Source organism: Streptomyces ficellus, from assembly GCF_030406405.1.
In the GTDB taxonomy this organism is placed as follows: domain Bacteria; phylum Actinomycetota; class Actinomycetes; order Streptomycetales; family Streptomycetaceae; genus Streptomyces; species Streptomyces ficellus_B.
Genome location: NZ_JAUEPL010000001.1, coordinates 245,003 through 259,412 on the forward strand (window position 1 = coordinate 245,003; position 14,410 = coordinate 259,412).

Genomic DNA, 14,410 nt, shown 5'->3' on the forward strand with positions numbered 1-14,410 from the left:
CCGGGACACTGGTCTAGACAACCCTGAGACTCGAAGGGCAACACCATGGCTGAGCGCCGCGTCAACGTCGGCTGGGCCGAGGGCCTGCACGCCCGCCCCGCCTCCATCTTCGTCCGTGCCGCCACGGCCGCCGGCGTCCCCGTGACGATCGCCAAGGCAGATGGCAACCCGGTCAACGCCGCGTCGATGCTCGCGGTGCTGGGCCTGGGTGCGCAGGGCGGCGAGGAGATCGTGCTCGCTTCGGACGCGGAGGGCGCGGACGCCGCCCTGGACCGCCTGGCGAAGCTGGTCTCCGAAGGCCTTGAGGAGCTCCCCGAGACCGTCTGACCCCCACCGGGCAGGCCACAACGGGACGGAGCCGTACCCCCGCACGAGCGGGCGGTACGGCTCCGTTTTCTGTCGCCACGCGAGGGTGCGTCCGGAACCCTCCGGCGAGACCGGCCGATTGCGGGGCAACGTCGGGCGATTTCCGGGCAAGGCCGAGCGCTTCGCATCTGGTCGAGCCGCTGTGCAGGCAAGGCCGAGCCACTTTCCGGCAGGGATGAGCGCTTTTCGGGCGCAACCCGGGTCCCTTTTGCTCAGGCCCGGCCATTTATGGGGCGCGCGGAATTCCGCGACAGGAATTGCCCCCGTCTTTGTATACGGTGCCGCTGTTAATTACCGGCGCTCGCGGTGTTTACGCGAGGTTGCGAAGTCCTCACACGGCCGGCCGGCCGCTCGGGGCGGTCCGGCCGCCGCAGCCGGTGCTCGGCCCGCGAGCGTTCCGCGTGCAGGGCGGTGAGCGCCCTGGCGCGTTCCGCGTCGCCGCGCGCCACGGCGTCGACGATCGCGCCGTGCTCGGCCCACACCTCCACCGGCTGGGCGGGCTGCTCGACCACGTACATCCAGGCGATCTTGTGCCGGAGCTGGGTGAGCAGCGCGGTGAGCGCCGGGCTGCCGGACGCCTGGGCGAGCGTCTCGTGGAACCAGCCGCCCAGCGAGCGCAGGTCCTCGCCCTGGCCGCGGCGGGCGCGCTCCTGGCCCAGTCTGACCAGGCCGCGCAGCACCTTGAGGTGCGCCTCGGTGCGGCGCTGGGCGGCGCGTGCGGCGCCGAGCGGCTCCAGCAGCGTACGCATCTCCAGCAGGTCCGCGGCCTCCTGTTCGGTCGGCTCGGCGACACACGCGCCGGCGTGGCGGCGGCTGGTGACGAAGCCCTCCGACTCCAGGGTGCGCAGCGCCTCGCGGACCGGGACGCGGGAGACCCCGTAGCGGCGTGCCAGCTGTTCCTCGGTGAGCCGGCTGCCGCGCTCGAACACACCGGTGACGATGTCGTCGCGGATCGCCGTGCATACCGAGTGCGCTGGAATGCGCATACTGAACCTCCGACGTAATCCGCGCGAAACTCACCTGATTGGCGCCTGTTCGGTGACTCTATTGCAGCGGGCCGGGATTTCCGATGCCTCCCCGGAATCCATGGAGTTCTTTTTGGACACGTGGCCACGTGGCACGACGAAGGCCCCGGCTCGTATCCGAGCCGGGGCCGAGCGTCAGCCTTCGCGGAAGAGCGTCGGAGGTCAGACGTTGACGCCGTGCGAGCGCAGGTACGCGACCGGGTCGATGTCCGAGCCGTACTCGGCGCTCGTACGGGCCTCGAAGTGCAGGTGCGGCCCGGAGGAGTTGCCGGTCGAGCCGGCGAGGCCTATCTGCTGGCCCGGCATGACGGTCTGGCCGGCCGAGACGCTGATGGAGGACAGGTGGCCGTACTGGGTGTACGTGCCGTCGTTCATCCGGATCACGACGTTGTTGCCGTACGCGCCGCCCCAGCCGGCCTCGACGACGGTACCCAGGCCCACGGACACGACCTTGGTGCCGGAGGCGGCGTGGAAGTCGATGCCCGTGTGACTGCCGGAGGACCACATGGCGCCGCCGGTCTGGTAGCCGGTGCTGACGTACGAGCCGGCGACGGGAAGCGTGAAGGAGCTGAGGCGCTTGCGCTCGGCTTCGCGGTCGGCACGCTCCTTGGCCTCGCGGGCCGCCTTGACGCGGGCCTCCGCCTTGCGCTGCGCCTCCGCCTCGGCCTTCGCCTGGGCCGCCGCCTTGGCGGCGGCCTCCGCGGCCTCCCGCTCCTGGGCCTCGGCCTGGGCGTCGACCTGCTCGGCGAGCGTGTCGGTGATGACCGCCTGGTTGAGGCCGGTGTCCTCAAGGGAACGAGAGGTGTCCGTGTCGGCGGCGAACGCCGGGGAAGCGAGGGATCCGATGACGCCGGTGGTGGCGATGGCCGCGACGCCGGCGACGTGTGCGCTCTTACGGCTCAGGCGGCTCGGGGCACGGTGCTTCCCGGTGGCACGGGTGAACGCCATGAAGTGGCTGATCCTTTCCTTCCTTCTCGCCTACCGGGTTAGCTGACGGGTTCGGAGCAGGAAGGTCTCCTACGGACCCCTCCACGCGGTGGCGAAGGCATCCGATTCACCCCAGGGACTGAGTGGGTCCCCGGCTCCCCAGGCTCGCGCCTTCGGGGACTCGGCGATGGCTGTCCGGTGCCGCGGGCGCGGCGGGTACCGGTCGGACAGCGCATCAGACGCTAAGCGGCCGATCTTTCAATCACCAAACGGACACGGTTTTTTGTAGCGCACGCCACAGGGCAGACACCGAACCTCCGCAATAAAACGGACATATGGCGAGGGCCCCGGCATCGGTGCGATGCCGGGGCCCTCGGAGAGGCCGCGCCCCAGGCCGGTCCCGGGCCGACCCGGCCGGCCGGAGCCGTGTCCGGAGCCGTGTCCGGATGCCGTGTCGCGGACGCCATGTCCGGACGCCGTGTCCGGATGCCGTGTCGCGGACGCCATGTCCGGACGCCGTGTCCGGATGCCGTGTCGCGGACGTCGTGTCGCGGACGTCGTGTCGTAAGGACGCGTCCGAGGCGGCGTCAATCAGCCGGTGACCACCGTCACTTCACCGATCCCGAGCGCCTCGACGGGCTCCTTGATCTGTGCCGCGTCGCCGACGAGGACCGTGACGAGACGGTCCACCGGGAACGCGCTGACGACCGCCGCGGTGGCCTCCACGGTGCCGGTCTCGGCCAGGCGCGCGTACAACTGCGCCTGGAAATCGTCCGGGAGGTGCTGCTCGACCTGGTCGGCGAGCGTGCCCGCGACGGAGGCGGCGGTCTCGTACTTGAGCGGGGCGACGCCCACCAGGTTCTGCACGGCCGTCTCGCGCTCGGCGTCGGTCAGGCCCTCGGCGGCGAGGGTGCGCAGCACCTTCCACAGGTCGTCGAGCGCCGGGCCGGTGTGGGGCGTGTCGACCGAGCCGCTGATGGCGAGCATGGCCGCGCCGTTGCCCTCGGGGCTGGAGCGCAGGACCTGGCCGAAGGCCCGTACGCCGTAGGTGTAGCCCTTCTCCTCGCGCAGGACGCGGTCCAGACGCGAGGTGAGGGTGCCGCCCAGGCAGTACGTGCCGAGCACCTGGGCGGGCCAGACGCGGTCGTGCCGGTCGGGGCCGATGCGGCCGATGAGCAACTGCGTCTGCACGGCGCCGGGCCGGTCCACGATCACGACCCGGCCGGTGTCGTCGGCGGTGATCGGCGGTACGGGGCGAGGCTCGGCCGCGTCGCCGGTCCAGGCACCGAGGGTGTCGGCGAGCACCGCGTCGAGATCCACGCCGGTCAGGTCACCGACGACGACCGCGGTGGCGGTGGCGGGCTTCACATGGGTCTCGTAGAAGGCGCGTACGGCAGCGGCGTCGATGCCGCGCACGGTCTCCTCGGTGCCCTGGCGGGGCCGGGACATGCGCGAGGTGGCCGGGAAGAGCTCCTTGGAGAGCTGCATGGCGGCGCGGCGCGAGGGGTTGGCGATCTCGTGCGGGATCTCGTCGAGCCGGTTGCGGACGAGGCGCTCGACCTCGCTGTCGGAGAACGCGGGCGCGCGCAGCGCCTCGGCGACCAGCCCGAGGGCCTTGCCCAGGCGGGAGACCGGGACCTCCAGGGACACCCGTACGCCCGGGTGGTCGGCGTGCGCGTCGAGGGTGGCACCGCAACGCTCCAGCTCGGCGGCGAACTCCTCCGCCGAGTGCTTGTCGGTGCCCTCCGACAGGGCCCGCGCCATGATCGTGGCGACGCCGTCGAGGCCCTCGGGCTCGGCGTCCAGCGGGGCGGCGAGGAAGATCTCCACGGCCACCACCTGCTGGCCGGGGCGGTGGCAGCGCAGCACGGTCAGGCCGTTGCCGAGCGTGCCGCGGTCGGGGGCGGGGAAGGCCCAGGGCCGGGCGATGCCGGGCCGGGGCTGCGGGTGGAACTCCATGGACGTCAAGGACACGGCGGCGTCGCTCACTGGTCGGCCCCCTCTTCTTCCTGGTCGCTGTGGTCGGCGTCGCCCTGCTCGGCGCTGACGGGTTCGTACACCAGCACGGCCCTGTTGTCGGGGCGCAGCCGGGCCTTGGCGACCGCCTGCACCTCCTCGGCGGTGACGTCCAGGACGCGCTGGACGGCCGTCAGCGCGAGCTGCGGGTCGCCGAACAGCACGGCGAACCGGCACAGTTCGTCGGCGCGGCCCGCGACCGTGCCGAGCCGGTCCAGCCACTCGCGCTCCAGCTGGGCCTGGGCGCGCTCCATCTCCTCGGGCGTGGGCCCCTCGGCGGCGAACCGGGCCAGCTCCTCGTCGACAGCCGCTTCGATGTCCGGCACCTCGACGCCGCCGGACGTCTTCACGTCCAGCCAGCCGAGCGAGGGCGCCCCGGCCAGCCGCAGCAGGCCGAAGCCGGCCGCCACGGCCGTGCGGTCGTGGCGCACCAGGCGGTTGTGCAGCCGGGACGACTCGCCGCCGCCCAGGATGGTGAGGGCCAGGTCGGCGGCGTCGCACTCGCGCGTGCCGTCGTGCGGGAGCCGGTAGGCGGCCATCAGGGCGCGGGCCGGGACCTCGTCCTCGACGACCTCGCGCAGCTGCTCCCCGATGATCTCCGGAAGCGTCCCGTCCCGCGGCGGCTGCTTGCCGTCGTGGGGCGGGATGGAGCCGAAGTACTTCTCGATCCAGGCGAGTGTCTGCTCGGGGTCGATGTCACCGACCACCGACAGGACGGCGTTGTTCGGCGCGTAGTACGTGCGGAAGAAGTTCCGCGCGTCCTCCAGGGTGGCCGCGTCCAGGTCGGCCATGGAACCGATCGGGGTGTGGTGGTAGGGGTGGCCCTCCGGGTAGGCGAGGGCGGTCAGCTTCTCGAAGGCCGTGCCGTACGGCACGTTGTCGTACCGCTGGCGGCGCTCGTTCTTGACGACGTCCCGCTGGTTCTCCATGGACTCGTCGTCGAGCGCGGCGAGCAGGGAGCCCATCCGGTCGGCTTCCAGCCACAGGGCCAGCTCCAGCTGGTGGGCGGGCATGGTCTCGAAGTAGTTGGTGCGCTCGAAGCTGGTGGTGCCGTTGAGGGAGCCGCCGGCGCCCTGGACCAGCTCGAAGTGGCCGTTGCCCTGGACCTGCTTCGACCCCTGGAACATCAGGTGCTCGAAGAGGTGGGCGAGGCCGGTGCGGCCCGGCACCTCGTGGCGCGAGCCGACGTCGTACCAGAGGCAGACCGCGGCGACCGGGGTCAGGTGGTCCTCGGAGAGCACCACGCGCAGGCCGTTGGCCAGCCGGTGCTCGGTCGCTGTCAGGCCGCCGGAGCCGGCCTGGGCTGTGGCCGTGTGACCCATGGGCATGTACGTCCCTTCGATCGCGGTGTGGAAAAGTCGGTGCTGCGGAAGTCCTGCCACTGTATGCAAGCGCACTGACGCCTGGCGAAGTTCCCGGATCCCCGATCCGTCCCTCTTCCGGGTCGAGGTCGGCGTTGTCAGTGGGACGGTCCACAATGGTCGGCGACAGATCAGCCTTTGCCTGGTGAAGGAGCGCAGCCGCGATGGCCCGCCGCAGCACGAAGACCGCGCAGCCCGACGACTTCGAGGAGCGCATCCTCGACATCGACGTCGTCGACGAAATGCAGGGCTCCTTCCTCGAGTACGCGTACTCGGTGATCTACTCCCGGGCCCTGCCGGACGCCCGCGACGGCATGAAGCCGGTGCACCGCCGCATCGTCTACCAGATGAACGAGATGGGGCTGCGGCCGGAGCGCGGCTTCGTCAAGTGCGCCCGGGTCGTCGGCGAGGTGATGGGCAAGCTGCACCCGCACGGCGACGCGTCGATCTATGACGCGCTGGTGCGCATGGCGCAGCCGTTCTCGATGCGGCTGCCGCTGGTGGACGGCCATGGGAACTTCGGCTCGCTCGGCAACGACGACCCTCCGGCAGCGATGCGGTACACGGAGTGCCGGATGGCCGACGCGACGTCCCTGATGACGGAGTCGATCGACGAGGACACCGTCGACTTCACGCCCAACTACGACGGCCAGGAGCGGGAGCCGGTCGCGCTGCCCGCGGCCTTCCCGAACCTGCTGGTCAACGGCGCGTCCGGGATCGCGGTCGGTATGGCGACCAACATGCCGCCGCACAACCTGGGCGAGGTCATCGCCGCCGCCCGGCACTTGATCAGGCACCCGGGCGCGGACCTGGAGACCCTGATGCGGTACGTTCCGGGGCCCGACCTGCCGACCGGTGGCCGGATCGTGGGCCTGTCCGGCATCAAGGACGCGTACGAGACGGGCCGCGGCTCCTTCAAGATCCGCGCGACGGTGACCGTGGAGAACGTCACGGCGCGCCGCAAGGGCCTGATCGTGACCGAACTGCCCTTCGCGGTCGGCCCGGAGAAGGTGATCGCCAAGATCAAGGACCTGGTGGCCGCCAAGAAGCTCCAGGGCATCGCGGACGTCAAGGACCTCACCGACCGGGAGCACGGGCTGCGGCTGGTCATCGAGATCAAGAACGGCTTCATCCCCGAGGCCGTCCTGGAGCAGCTGTACAAATTGACGCCGATGGAGGAGTCCTTCGGCATCAACAATGTGGCGCTGGTGGACGGGCAGCCGCTCACGCTGGGCCTCAAGGAGTTGCTGGAGGTCTATCTCGACCACCGCTTCGAGGTCGTACGGCGCCGCAGCGAGTTCCGGCGCGGCAAGAAGCGCGACCGGCTGCACCTGGTCGAGGGCCTGCTCGTCGCACTGCTCGACATCGATGAGGTCATCCGCCTCATCCGGTCGAGCGACAACTCGGCGCAGGCCAAGGAGCGGCTGATCACGCACTTCTCGCTGAGCGAGATCCAGACGCAGTACATCCTGGACACCCCGCTGCGCCGGCTGACCAAGTTCGACCGGATCGAGCTGGAGAGCGAGCGCGACCGGCTCAACCAGGAGATCGACGAGCTGACCCGGATCCTGGAGTCGGACGCCGAGCTCCGCAAGCTGGTCTCCTCGGAACTGGGCGCGGTGGCGAAGAAGTTCGCCACCGAGCGGCGCACCGTGCTGCTGGAGTCGGCGGGCACGCCGGTCGCGGCGGCGTCCCTGGAGGTCGCGGACGACCCGTGCCGGGTGCTGCTGTCCTCGACGGGCCTGCTGGCGCGTACGGCGAGCGGTGAGCCGCTGCCGGACAGCGGCGGCAGGCGGACCAAGCACGATGTGATCGTCTCGGCGGTGCCCGCGACACAGCGCGGCGAGGTCGGCGCGGTGACGTCCGCCGGGCGGTTGCTGCGGCTGTCGGTGATCGATCTGCCGCAGCTGCCGGACACGGCGTCCGCGCCGAACCTGTCGGGCGGGGCGCAGCTGTCGGAGTTCCTGACGCTGGAGAAGGACGAGACGGTCCTGTGCCTGACGACGCTGGACGAGTCCTCGCCAGGCCTGGCGATCGGCACGCGGCAGGGCGTGGTCAAGCGCGTGGTGCCGGACTATCCGGCCAACAAGGAGGAGCTGGAGGTCATCACCCTCAAGGAGGGTGACCGCATTGTCGGCGCGGCCGAGCTGCGCACGGGCGAGGAGGACCTGGTCTTCATCACCTCCGACGCCCAGCTGCTGCGGTATCCGGCCTCCCAGGTGCGGCCGCAGGGCCGTCCGGCGGGCGGTATGGCCGGTGTCAAGCTGGCGGCCGGGGCCGAAGTGATCTCGTTCACCGTGGTGGATCCGGCTCAGGACGCGGTGGTGTTCACGGTGGCCGGTTCGACGGGCACGCTGGAGGGCCCGGCGGGTACGTCGGCGAAGCTGACGCCGTTCGACCAGTACCCGCGCAAGGGCCGCGCGACGGGCGGTGTGCGCTGCCACCGATTCCTGAAGGGCGAGGACGTGCTGGTCCTGGCCTGGGCGGGCGCGGCCCCGGCCCGCGCGGCCCAGAAGAACGGCACGCCGGTGGACCTGCCGGAGATGGACCCGCGCCGCGACGGCTCGGGCACGCCGCTGGCGAAGCCGGTCGACGTGGTCGCGGGCCCGGCGTCGTAACACCCTCCGGGTCACCCTTCCGGCTGCTCCTGCTCCGGCCGCTCGGGTACGTAGCGCAGGACGCCCCACATGCTGTGCTCCTCCGGGGCGTCCTGCGGGCCGGTCACCCGGCAGCCGTCCAGGGCTTTGTGGAGCGCCTCGCCATCCGTGCCCGAGCCGATCAGGACGAGCTGGGTGAGGCGCTGTTCGCCGCGCGGCCAGGGCTCGGGGTAGAAGCGGAGGAAGCGGCCGACGGCGTGGACGCCGTAGCGGTTGGCGGGGTCGGCGTCGCCGAAGTCCACGAACCCCTTGATGCGGTACAGGCCCTCGGGGCGGGAGTCGAGGAAGTCCAGCAGCCGGCGGGGGTGCATGGGCTCCGCGGCGGTGAACGAGACCGTCTCGTAGGCGGCGTGCGGGTGGTGGTCCTCGACGGCGTACAGATCGTCCAGGTCCTCGAAGGTCAGCTGGCGGGGACCGCGGTCGTCGTCGGAGCGTGCGGCGCGGTCGAAGAGCAGCTCGGGGTCGACCCGGCCGTACGCCGCGTCGATCACCGCGGCGCGGTCGGCCAGTTCGGCGACGGCGGTGTGGACCCGGCGCAACTCGTCGGGGTCCACGCGGTCGGCCTTGTTGACGACGACGAGGTCGGCGATGGCGAGGTGGCGGTCGGTCTCGGGGTGCCGGGCCCGGGTGGTGTCGAACTCGGCGGCGTCGACGACCTGGACCAGCCCGCCGTACACCACCCGCTCGTTGTCGCTGGCGAGGATCATCCGCACCAGTTCCCGGGGTTCGGCGAGCCCGCTCGCCTCGATGACGATGACGTCGAGGCGGGAGGAGGGCCGGGTGAGGGTCTCCAGGTAGGTGTCGAGCTCGCTGGCGTCGACGGCACAGCACAGGCAGCCGTTGCCGAGGGAGACGGTGGAGCCGACCTGGCCGGCGACCGTCATGGCGTCGATCTCGATCGAACCGAAGTCGTTGACCATGACGCCGATGCGGGTGCCTCTGGCGCTGCGCAGCAGATGGTTGAGCAGGGTCGTCTTTCCCGATCCCAGGAAGCCGGACAGGACGACGACGGGGATCTGCTGCACGCTGCTCAAGGGACACCCTTCTCGTTCGGCGGCTTGCGGCCCTCAGGATAGGCGGGCCCCAGCCGCCCGGCCGGGACGGGACCGGACGGGGACGGGACCGGGGCGGGGACGGGGCCGGGACGGGGCCGGGACGGGGACAGGGACGGACCCGACGGGGACGGGACGGACCCGACGGGGACGGGACGGACCCGACGGGGACGGGACGGACCGGACGGGACCGGGGCGGACCGGACGGGGACGGGGGACCGGACAGGCGCGACCGGGACGGGACCGGGACGGGGGAGCGGAGGCGCGGCCCGGACAGGCGGCGTGACGCTGGACATTTCGTCAAGGCGGCCGAGCCCTTTACCGTTCCTGCATGAGCCCGGCACCGACCTCGTCCCCCGTGCCCCCCGCGCGGGGGTCCGCGCCGCGTCGGCGGTTCGGGTGGCCGCAGCGGGTCTTCTCGCAGGTGCTGCTGATGCAGTTGGTCATCGTCCTCGGGGTGACGGTGCTGGCGACCGGCCTGTTCCTGGCGCCGCTCAGCGCCCAGCTGGACGACCAGGCGATGCGCCGTGCGCTGGCCATCGCCGAGACCACCGCGTCGAGCGAGGTCGCCGGCGACCTGACGGGTACGCCGCCGAGCGCCGCCGGGCCCGTGCAGGCGCGGGCCGAGCGGATCAGGAAGGCCACGGGCGCCGAGTACGTCGTGATCATGGACAGACGCGGAGTGCGCTGGTCGCACCCCGATCCCGCCCAGATCGGCAAGGTCGTCTCCACCGACCCGAGCGAGGCCCTCGCGGGCAAGGACGTCATGGAGATCGACAGCGGCACGCTGGGCCGCTCCGCCCGCGGAAAGGTTCCGCTGCGCGACGCCGGTGGCGGCATCGTCGGCGCGGTGTCGGTCGGCATCGAGTACGACAGCGTCCGCGCCCGGCTGCTGGCGGCGATTCCGGGGCTGCTCGCCTACGCGGGCGGGGCCCTGGCGGTCGGGGCACTGGCCGCGTACCTGATCTCCCGCCGCCTCCAGCGGCAGACCCATGACCTGGCCTTCTCGGACATCTCGGCGCTGCTGGCCGAGCGTGAGGCGATGCTGCACGGCATCCGGGAGGGCGTCGTGGCGCTGGACCGGACGGGACGCATCCGGCTGATGAACGACGAGGCACAGCGGCTGCTCGGCGTGGGGCCCGAGGCCACCGGGCGGCCGCTGGAGGAGGTGCTCGGCGAGGGCCGCACGAGCGACGTCCTGGCCGGCCGGGTCACGGGCGAGGATCTGGTGACGGTGCGCGGGCAGCGGGTGCTGATCGCCAACCGGATGCCGACGGACGACGGCGGCGCCGTCGCCACGCTGCGCGACAGGACCGAACTGGAGCGGCTCGGGCGGGAGCTGGACTCCACGCGCGGCCTGATCGACGCACTGCGGGCGCAGGATCATGAGCACGCCAACCGTCTGCACACCCTGCTCGGGCTGTTGGAGCTGGAGATGCACGAGGAGGCGGTGGAGTTCGTCACCGAGGTGGTGGGCGTGCACCGGGCCACCGCCGAGCAGGTCACCGAGAAGGTGCACGACCCGCTGCTGGCCGCGCTGCTCGTCGGCAAGGCCACGGTCGCGGCCGAGCGCGGCGTCTCGCTGCGCCTCGCCCCTGGGACGCTGCTGCCGGACCGGCTGGTCGAGCCGCGCGAACTGGTGACGGTCCTCGGCAATCTGGTCGACAACGCGGTCGACGCCGCGGCCGGGTCCGGGGAGCCGCTCGTGGAGGTCGAGCTCCGGGCGGAGGGACGTACGGCGGTGCTCAGGGTCATCGACAGCGGGCCCGGAGTGCCGCCCGAGCGGCGGGAGCTGATCTTCACGGAGGGCTGGTCGACCAAGGACCGGCCCGCGCACGGTGGCCGACGCGGGCTGGGACTCGCCATGGTGCGCCGCCTCGCGGAGCGGCAGGGGGGCAGCGCACGGGTGACCCAGGCTCCCGGCGGCGGAGCGGAGTTCACCGTCGTACTGCCGGAGGCCCTGACGGACGCCTCGGCGGAGGCAGCGGAAGCTGTGGGCGCCGTGGGTCAGGACGAGGCGGCGGCGAGCGGCGCGACGGCGGAAGCGGGCCCGGCCCTCCCCGGAGCGTCGCGGTGATCGGCGTCCTGGTCGTGGACGACGACATCCGGGTCGCGGAGATCAACGCCGCGTACGTGGCCAAGGTGCCGGGCTTCGACGTCGTCGCCCTGGCCCATACGGCGGCCGAAGCGCTGGCCCGGATCGAGGAGCTTCCGGTCGACCTGATCCTGCTCGACCACTACCTGCCGGACCAGAACGGGCTCGCGGTCGTACGGGAACTGCGCCGGCGCGGCCACCAGACTGACGTGATCATGGTGACGGCTGCCCGCGACGTGGCCACCGTCCAGGCGGCACAGCGCCACGGCGCGCTCCAGTACCTGGTGAAACCGTTCAACTTCGCGGGCCTGCGGCCCAAGCTGGAGGCGTACGCGGCGCTGCGCCGGACGCTCGACGGAGGCGGTGAGGCGGAGCAGGCCGAGGTGGACCGGATCTTCGGCGCCCTGTCGGTGAGTTCGGGCGCCCCTGACCTGCCCAAGGGGCACTCCCCCACCACGGCGGAGCTCGTACGGCAGGTCCTGCTGGCGGCGGACGGGCCGCTGTCCGCCCAGGAGATCGCCGAGCGAGCGGGGGTCAGCCGGCAGACGGCCCAGCGGTATCTGAAGCTGCTGGAGCGGGCGGGCCGGGTGCGCCTGTCGCTCAAGTACGGCGAGACCGGCCGCCCGGAGCACCGCTACGTATGGGCGGCGGTGTCCTGAAGGGCCCCACGGCCCCCAGCCCGGCCCGGTCCCACCCCCAGCCCGGTCCCCAGCCCTACACCGCGCCCGCGCCCGTCAGCGCCCGTACCTCCGTCTCGGCGTGCTTCGCCTCGTCGGGAGGCTCCGGCGAGGTCACCGTACCGAGCCAGCCGGCCAGGAACCCCAGCGGGATGGAGACCACGCCCGGGTTCTGGAGCGGGAAGAGCTGGAAGTCCACGCCGGGGAACAGCGCCTCGGGGCTGCCCGAGACGACCGGCGAGAGCAGCACCAGCAGCACGGCCGGGACCAGGCCTCCGTACACCGACCAGACCGCCCCGCGCGTGGTGAAGTTCCGCCAGAACAGGGCGTAGAGCAGGACCGGCAGGTTCGCCGACGCGGCGACCGCGAAGGCGAGGCCGACCAGGAACGCCACGTTCAGGTCCCGGGCCAGCAGCCCCAGACCGATCCCGACCGCGCCGATGCCGATGGCGGCCACCCGCGCCACCACCACCTCGCTGTACCGCTTCCCGCCCCTCCGCCTCCCGTTCCGCTTCCGCTTCAGCGAGGCGTACAGATCGTGCGCGACCGACGCCGACGAGGCGAGCGTGATGCCCGCGACGACGGCGAGGATCGTCGCGAAGGCCACGGCGGCGACCACCGCGAACAGCACCGCTCCCCCGGTCGAGCCCGCTCCCCCGCCCAGGTCCAGGGCCAGCAGCGGAACCGCCGTGTTCCCGGCCGCGTTCGACGCCCGTACCTCGTCGGTGCCGACGAGCGCCGCGGCGCCGAAGCCGAGGACGATCGTCATCAGGTAGAAGCTGCCGATGAGACCGATGGACCAGACGACCGAGCGACGGGCGGCCCGCGCGGTCGGCACGGTGTAGAAGCGGGACAGGATGTGCGGCAGCCCGGCGGTGCCGAGGACCAGCGCCAGACCGAGGCTGATGAAGTCCAGGCGCGCGGTCCAGTCCCCGCCGTACTTCAGCCCCGGTGAGAGGAACTCCCGTCCGTGGCCGCTGCGCTCGGCCGCGGTGGTGAGCAACTGGTTGACGTCGCCGTGGAAGCGCAGCAGGACGAGCACGGTGAGCGCGGTGGCGCCTGCCATCAGCAGCACGGCCTTGACGATCTGGATCCAGGTGGTGGCCCGCATCCCTCCCCAGGACACATAGATCACCATCAGTGCGCCCACGCCGATCACGGTCCACGAGCGCGCCGCCTCGCTCGTGCCGCCCAGCAGCAGCGCTACCAGGCTGCCGGCCCCCACCATCTGCGCCACCAGATAGAGAACGGACACGGTGACCGAGGACGTTCCCGCGGCGATCCGCACCGGCCGCTCCCGCATCCGCGCCGCGATCACGTCGGCGAGCGTGAACCGGCCGCAGTTGCGTACGAGTTCGGCGACCAGCAGCAGGACCACGAGCCAGGCGACGAGGAAGCCCACCGAGTAGAGCATGCCGTCGTAGCCGTAGAGGGCGATCAGGCCGGAGATGCCCAGGAAGGAGGCGGCGGACATGTAGTCACCGGCGATGGCGAAACCGTTCTCCATGGGCGAGAACAGCCGTCCTCCGGCGTAGAACTCCTCCGCGGAACCGCGCCGGTTGCGGCTCACCCATGTCGTGATCCCGAGGGTGACCGCGATGAACGCGCTGAACAGCAGCAGCGCCAGGGTCTGGTGGTCTCCGGTCACCGCCCGGCCTCCCGGGTCAGCTCCTGCGTGTCCCACCGCAGGTCAAGCGCGGCACGGTCCCGGTGCAGCCGGGCATGGCGTACGTACGCCCAGGTCAGCGCGAACGTGGTGAGGAACTGTGCCAACCCGGCGACCATCGCCACATTCACCGCCCCCGCCACCGGGCGGGCCATCAGCCCCGGCGCCGCGGTCGCCGCCACGACATACGCCAGGTACCAGGCGAGGAAGGCGAGAGTGGCCGGCACGACGAAGCGCCGGTAGCGGCCGCGTACCTCCTGGAAGGCCGCGCTGCGCTGCACCTCCAGGTAGATCTCGGCCGCGCTGCGCCGGTCCCGCGGCGGCTCGGCGGGTCCGGGCACCACGGCGGCCGGCGTCCCCGTACCGTCCGCCTCACCCCAGCCGGAGGCCAGCGCGTCGTACCACGGGTCGTCGATCCGCACCGCCGTGGCGTCGGGTCCTTCCCTGTTCTCCACCGCTCAACTCTCCTTGTCGGCGAACCGTTTCGGCCGCGTGCACAAGGATGGACAGAACGGGAAGACCCTGGACTCTTCTCTCCCTCCTCTTCACCCCATCAGGTGACGATGTC

The 14,410-nt window shown here is 71.9% G+C and carries 11 protein-coding genes and 1 riboswitch; of the genes, 4 read left to right on the top strand and 7 right to left on the bottom strand.

The features are described from left to right. Window positions 1–45: 45 nt before the first annotated feature. Window positions 46–327, top strand: coding sequence for an HPr family phosphocarrier protein (locus QWM81_RS01100; RefSeq protein WP_003993478.1), 282 nt, complete (start codon window positions 46–48; stop codon window positions 325–327). Window positions 328–653: 326 nt separating this feature from the next. Here the strand turns inward: QWM81_RS01100 and QWM81_RS01105 are convergent, their stop codons facing one another. From QWM81_RS01105 to QWM81_RS01120, 4 genes are all read right to left on the bottom strand, one after another. Beyond that, on the bottom strand, window positions 654–1,352 hold the full coding sequence (locus tag QWM81_RS01105; RefSeq protein WP_290109446.1) for a GntR family transcriptional regulator: 699 nt from the start codon (window positions 1,350–1,352) through the stop codon (window positions 654–656). A gap of 201 nt (window positions 1,353–1,553) precedes the next feature. Next, complete coding sequence (locus QWM81_RS01110; RefSeq protein ID WP_290109447.1) at window positions 1,554–2,339, bottom strand: M23 family metallopeptidase; 786 nt, start codon at window positions 2,337–2,339, stop codon at window positions 1,554–1,556. A 13-nt stretch (window positions 2,340–2,352) separates the two neighbouring features. Further along, window positions 2,353–2,515: riboswitch (cyclic di-AMP (ydaO/yuaA leader) on the bottom strand. Between the two features lie 394 nt (window positions 2,516–2,909). Then, window positions 2,910–4,277 carry a M16 family metallopeptidase gene (locus QWM81_RS01115; RefSeq protein ID WP_290109536.1) on the bottom strand — a complete coding sequence of 456 codons (1,368 nt, stop codon included), beginning with the start codon at window positions 4,275–4,277 and terminating at the stop codon, window positions 2,910–2,912. A gap of 26 nt (window positions 4,278–4,303) precedes the next feature. Then, window positions 4,304–5,656, bottom strand: coding sequence for a M16 family metallopeptidase (locus QWM81_RS01120; RefSeq protein ID WP_290109448.1), 1,353 nt, complete (start codon window positions 5,654–5,656; stop codon window positions 4,304–4,306). A 203-nt stretch (window positions 5,657–5,859) separates the two neighbouring features. Between QWM81_RS01120 and QWM81_RS01125 the strand changes: the two genes are divergently transcribed. Continuing rightward, a complete protein-coding gene (locus QWM81_RS01125) occupies window positions 5,860–8,313 on the top strand; it encodes a DNA gyrase/topoisomerase IV subunit A (protein ID WP_290109449.1) in 2,454 nt (817 codons plus the stop codon). 11 nt (window positions 8,314–8,324) lie between these two features. Here QWM81_RS01125 and QWM81_RS01130 read toward each other — a convergent pair whose 3' ends face one another. After that, window positions 8,325–9,386: a CobW family GTP-binding protein gene (locus tag QWM81_RS01130; protein ID WP_493660863.1), complete on the bottom strand. Its 1,062-nt coding sequence runs from the start codon at window positions 9,384–9,386 to the stop codon at window positions 8,325–8,327. 349 nt (window positions 9,387–9,735) lie between these two features. On the opposite strand from QWM81_RS01130, the gene QWM81_RS01135 reads away from it, so the two are divergent. Further along, window positions 9,736–11,481, top strand: coding sequence for a sensor histidine kinase (locus QWM81_RS01135; protein WP_290109452.1), 1,746 nt, complete (start codon window positions 9,736–9,738; stop codon window positions 11,479–11,481). Further along, window positions 11,478–12,158 carry a DUF7342 family protein gene (locus QWM81_RS01140; protein WP_290109453.1) on the top strand — a complete coding sequence of 227 codons (681 nt, stop codon included), beginning with the start codon at window positions 11,478–11,480 and terminating at the stop codon, window positions 12,156–12,158. The genes QWM81_RS01135 and QWM81_RS01140 overlap by 4 nt, the downstream gene beginning before the upstream one ends. Window positions 12,159–12,213: 55 nt before the next feature. Here QWM81_RS01140 and QWM81_RS01145 read toward each other — a convergent pair whose 3' ends face one another. Then, complete coding sequence (locus QWM81_RS01145; protein WP_290109454.1) at window positions 12,214–13,824, bottom strand: monocarboxylic acid transporter; 1,611 nt, start codon at window positions 13,822–13,824, stop codon at window positions 12,214–12,216. Then, window positions 13,821–14,297 carry a DUF485 domain-containing protein gene (locus tag QWM81_RS01150; protein WP_290109455.1) on the bottom strand — a complete coding sequence of 159 codons (477 nt, stop codon included), beginning with the start codon at window positions 14,295–14,297 and terminating at the stop codon, window positions 13,821–13,823. Before QWM81_RS01150 ends, QWM81_RS01145 begins: the two co-directional genes overlap by 4 nt. Window positions 14,298–14,410: the final 113 nt, after the last annotated feature.

Coding starts and splice junctions, on each gene's coding strand:
- QWM81_RS01100 (WP_003993478.1), top strand. CDS start 46: ATGGCTGAGCGCCGCGTCAACGTCGGCTGGGCCGAGGGCCTGCACGCC.
- QWM81_RS01135 (WP_290109452.1), top strand. CDS start 9,736: ATGAGCCCGGCACCGACCTCGTCCCCCGTGCCCCCCGCGCGGGGGTCC.
- QWM81_RS01105 (WP_290109446.1), bottom strand. CDS start 1,352: ATGCGCATTCCAGCGCACTCGGTATGCACGGCGATCCGCGACGACATC.
- QWM81_RS01115 (WP_290109536.1), bottom strand. CDS start 4,277: ATGGAGTTCCACCCGCAGCCCCGGCCCGGCATCGCCCGGCCCTGGGCC.
- QWM81_RS01110 (WP_290109447.1), bottom strand. CDS start 2,339: ATGGCGTTCACCCGTGCCACCGGGAAGCACCGTGCCCCGAGCCGCCTG.
- QWM81_RS01120 (WP_290109448.1), bottom strand. CDS start 5,656: ATGGGTCACACGGCCACAGCCCAGGCCGGCTCCGGCGGCCTGACAGCG.
- QWM81_RS01125 (WP_290109449.1), top strand. CDS start 5,860: ATGGCCCGCCGCAGCACGAAGACCGCGCAGCCCGACGACTTCGAGGAG.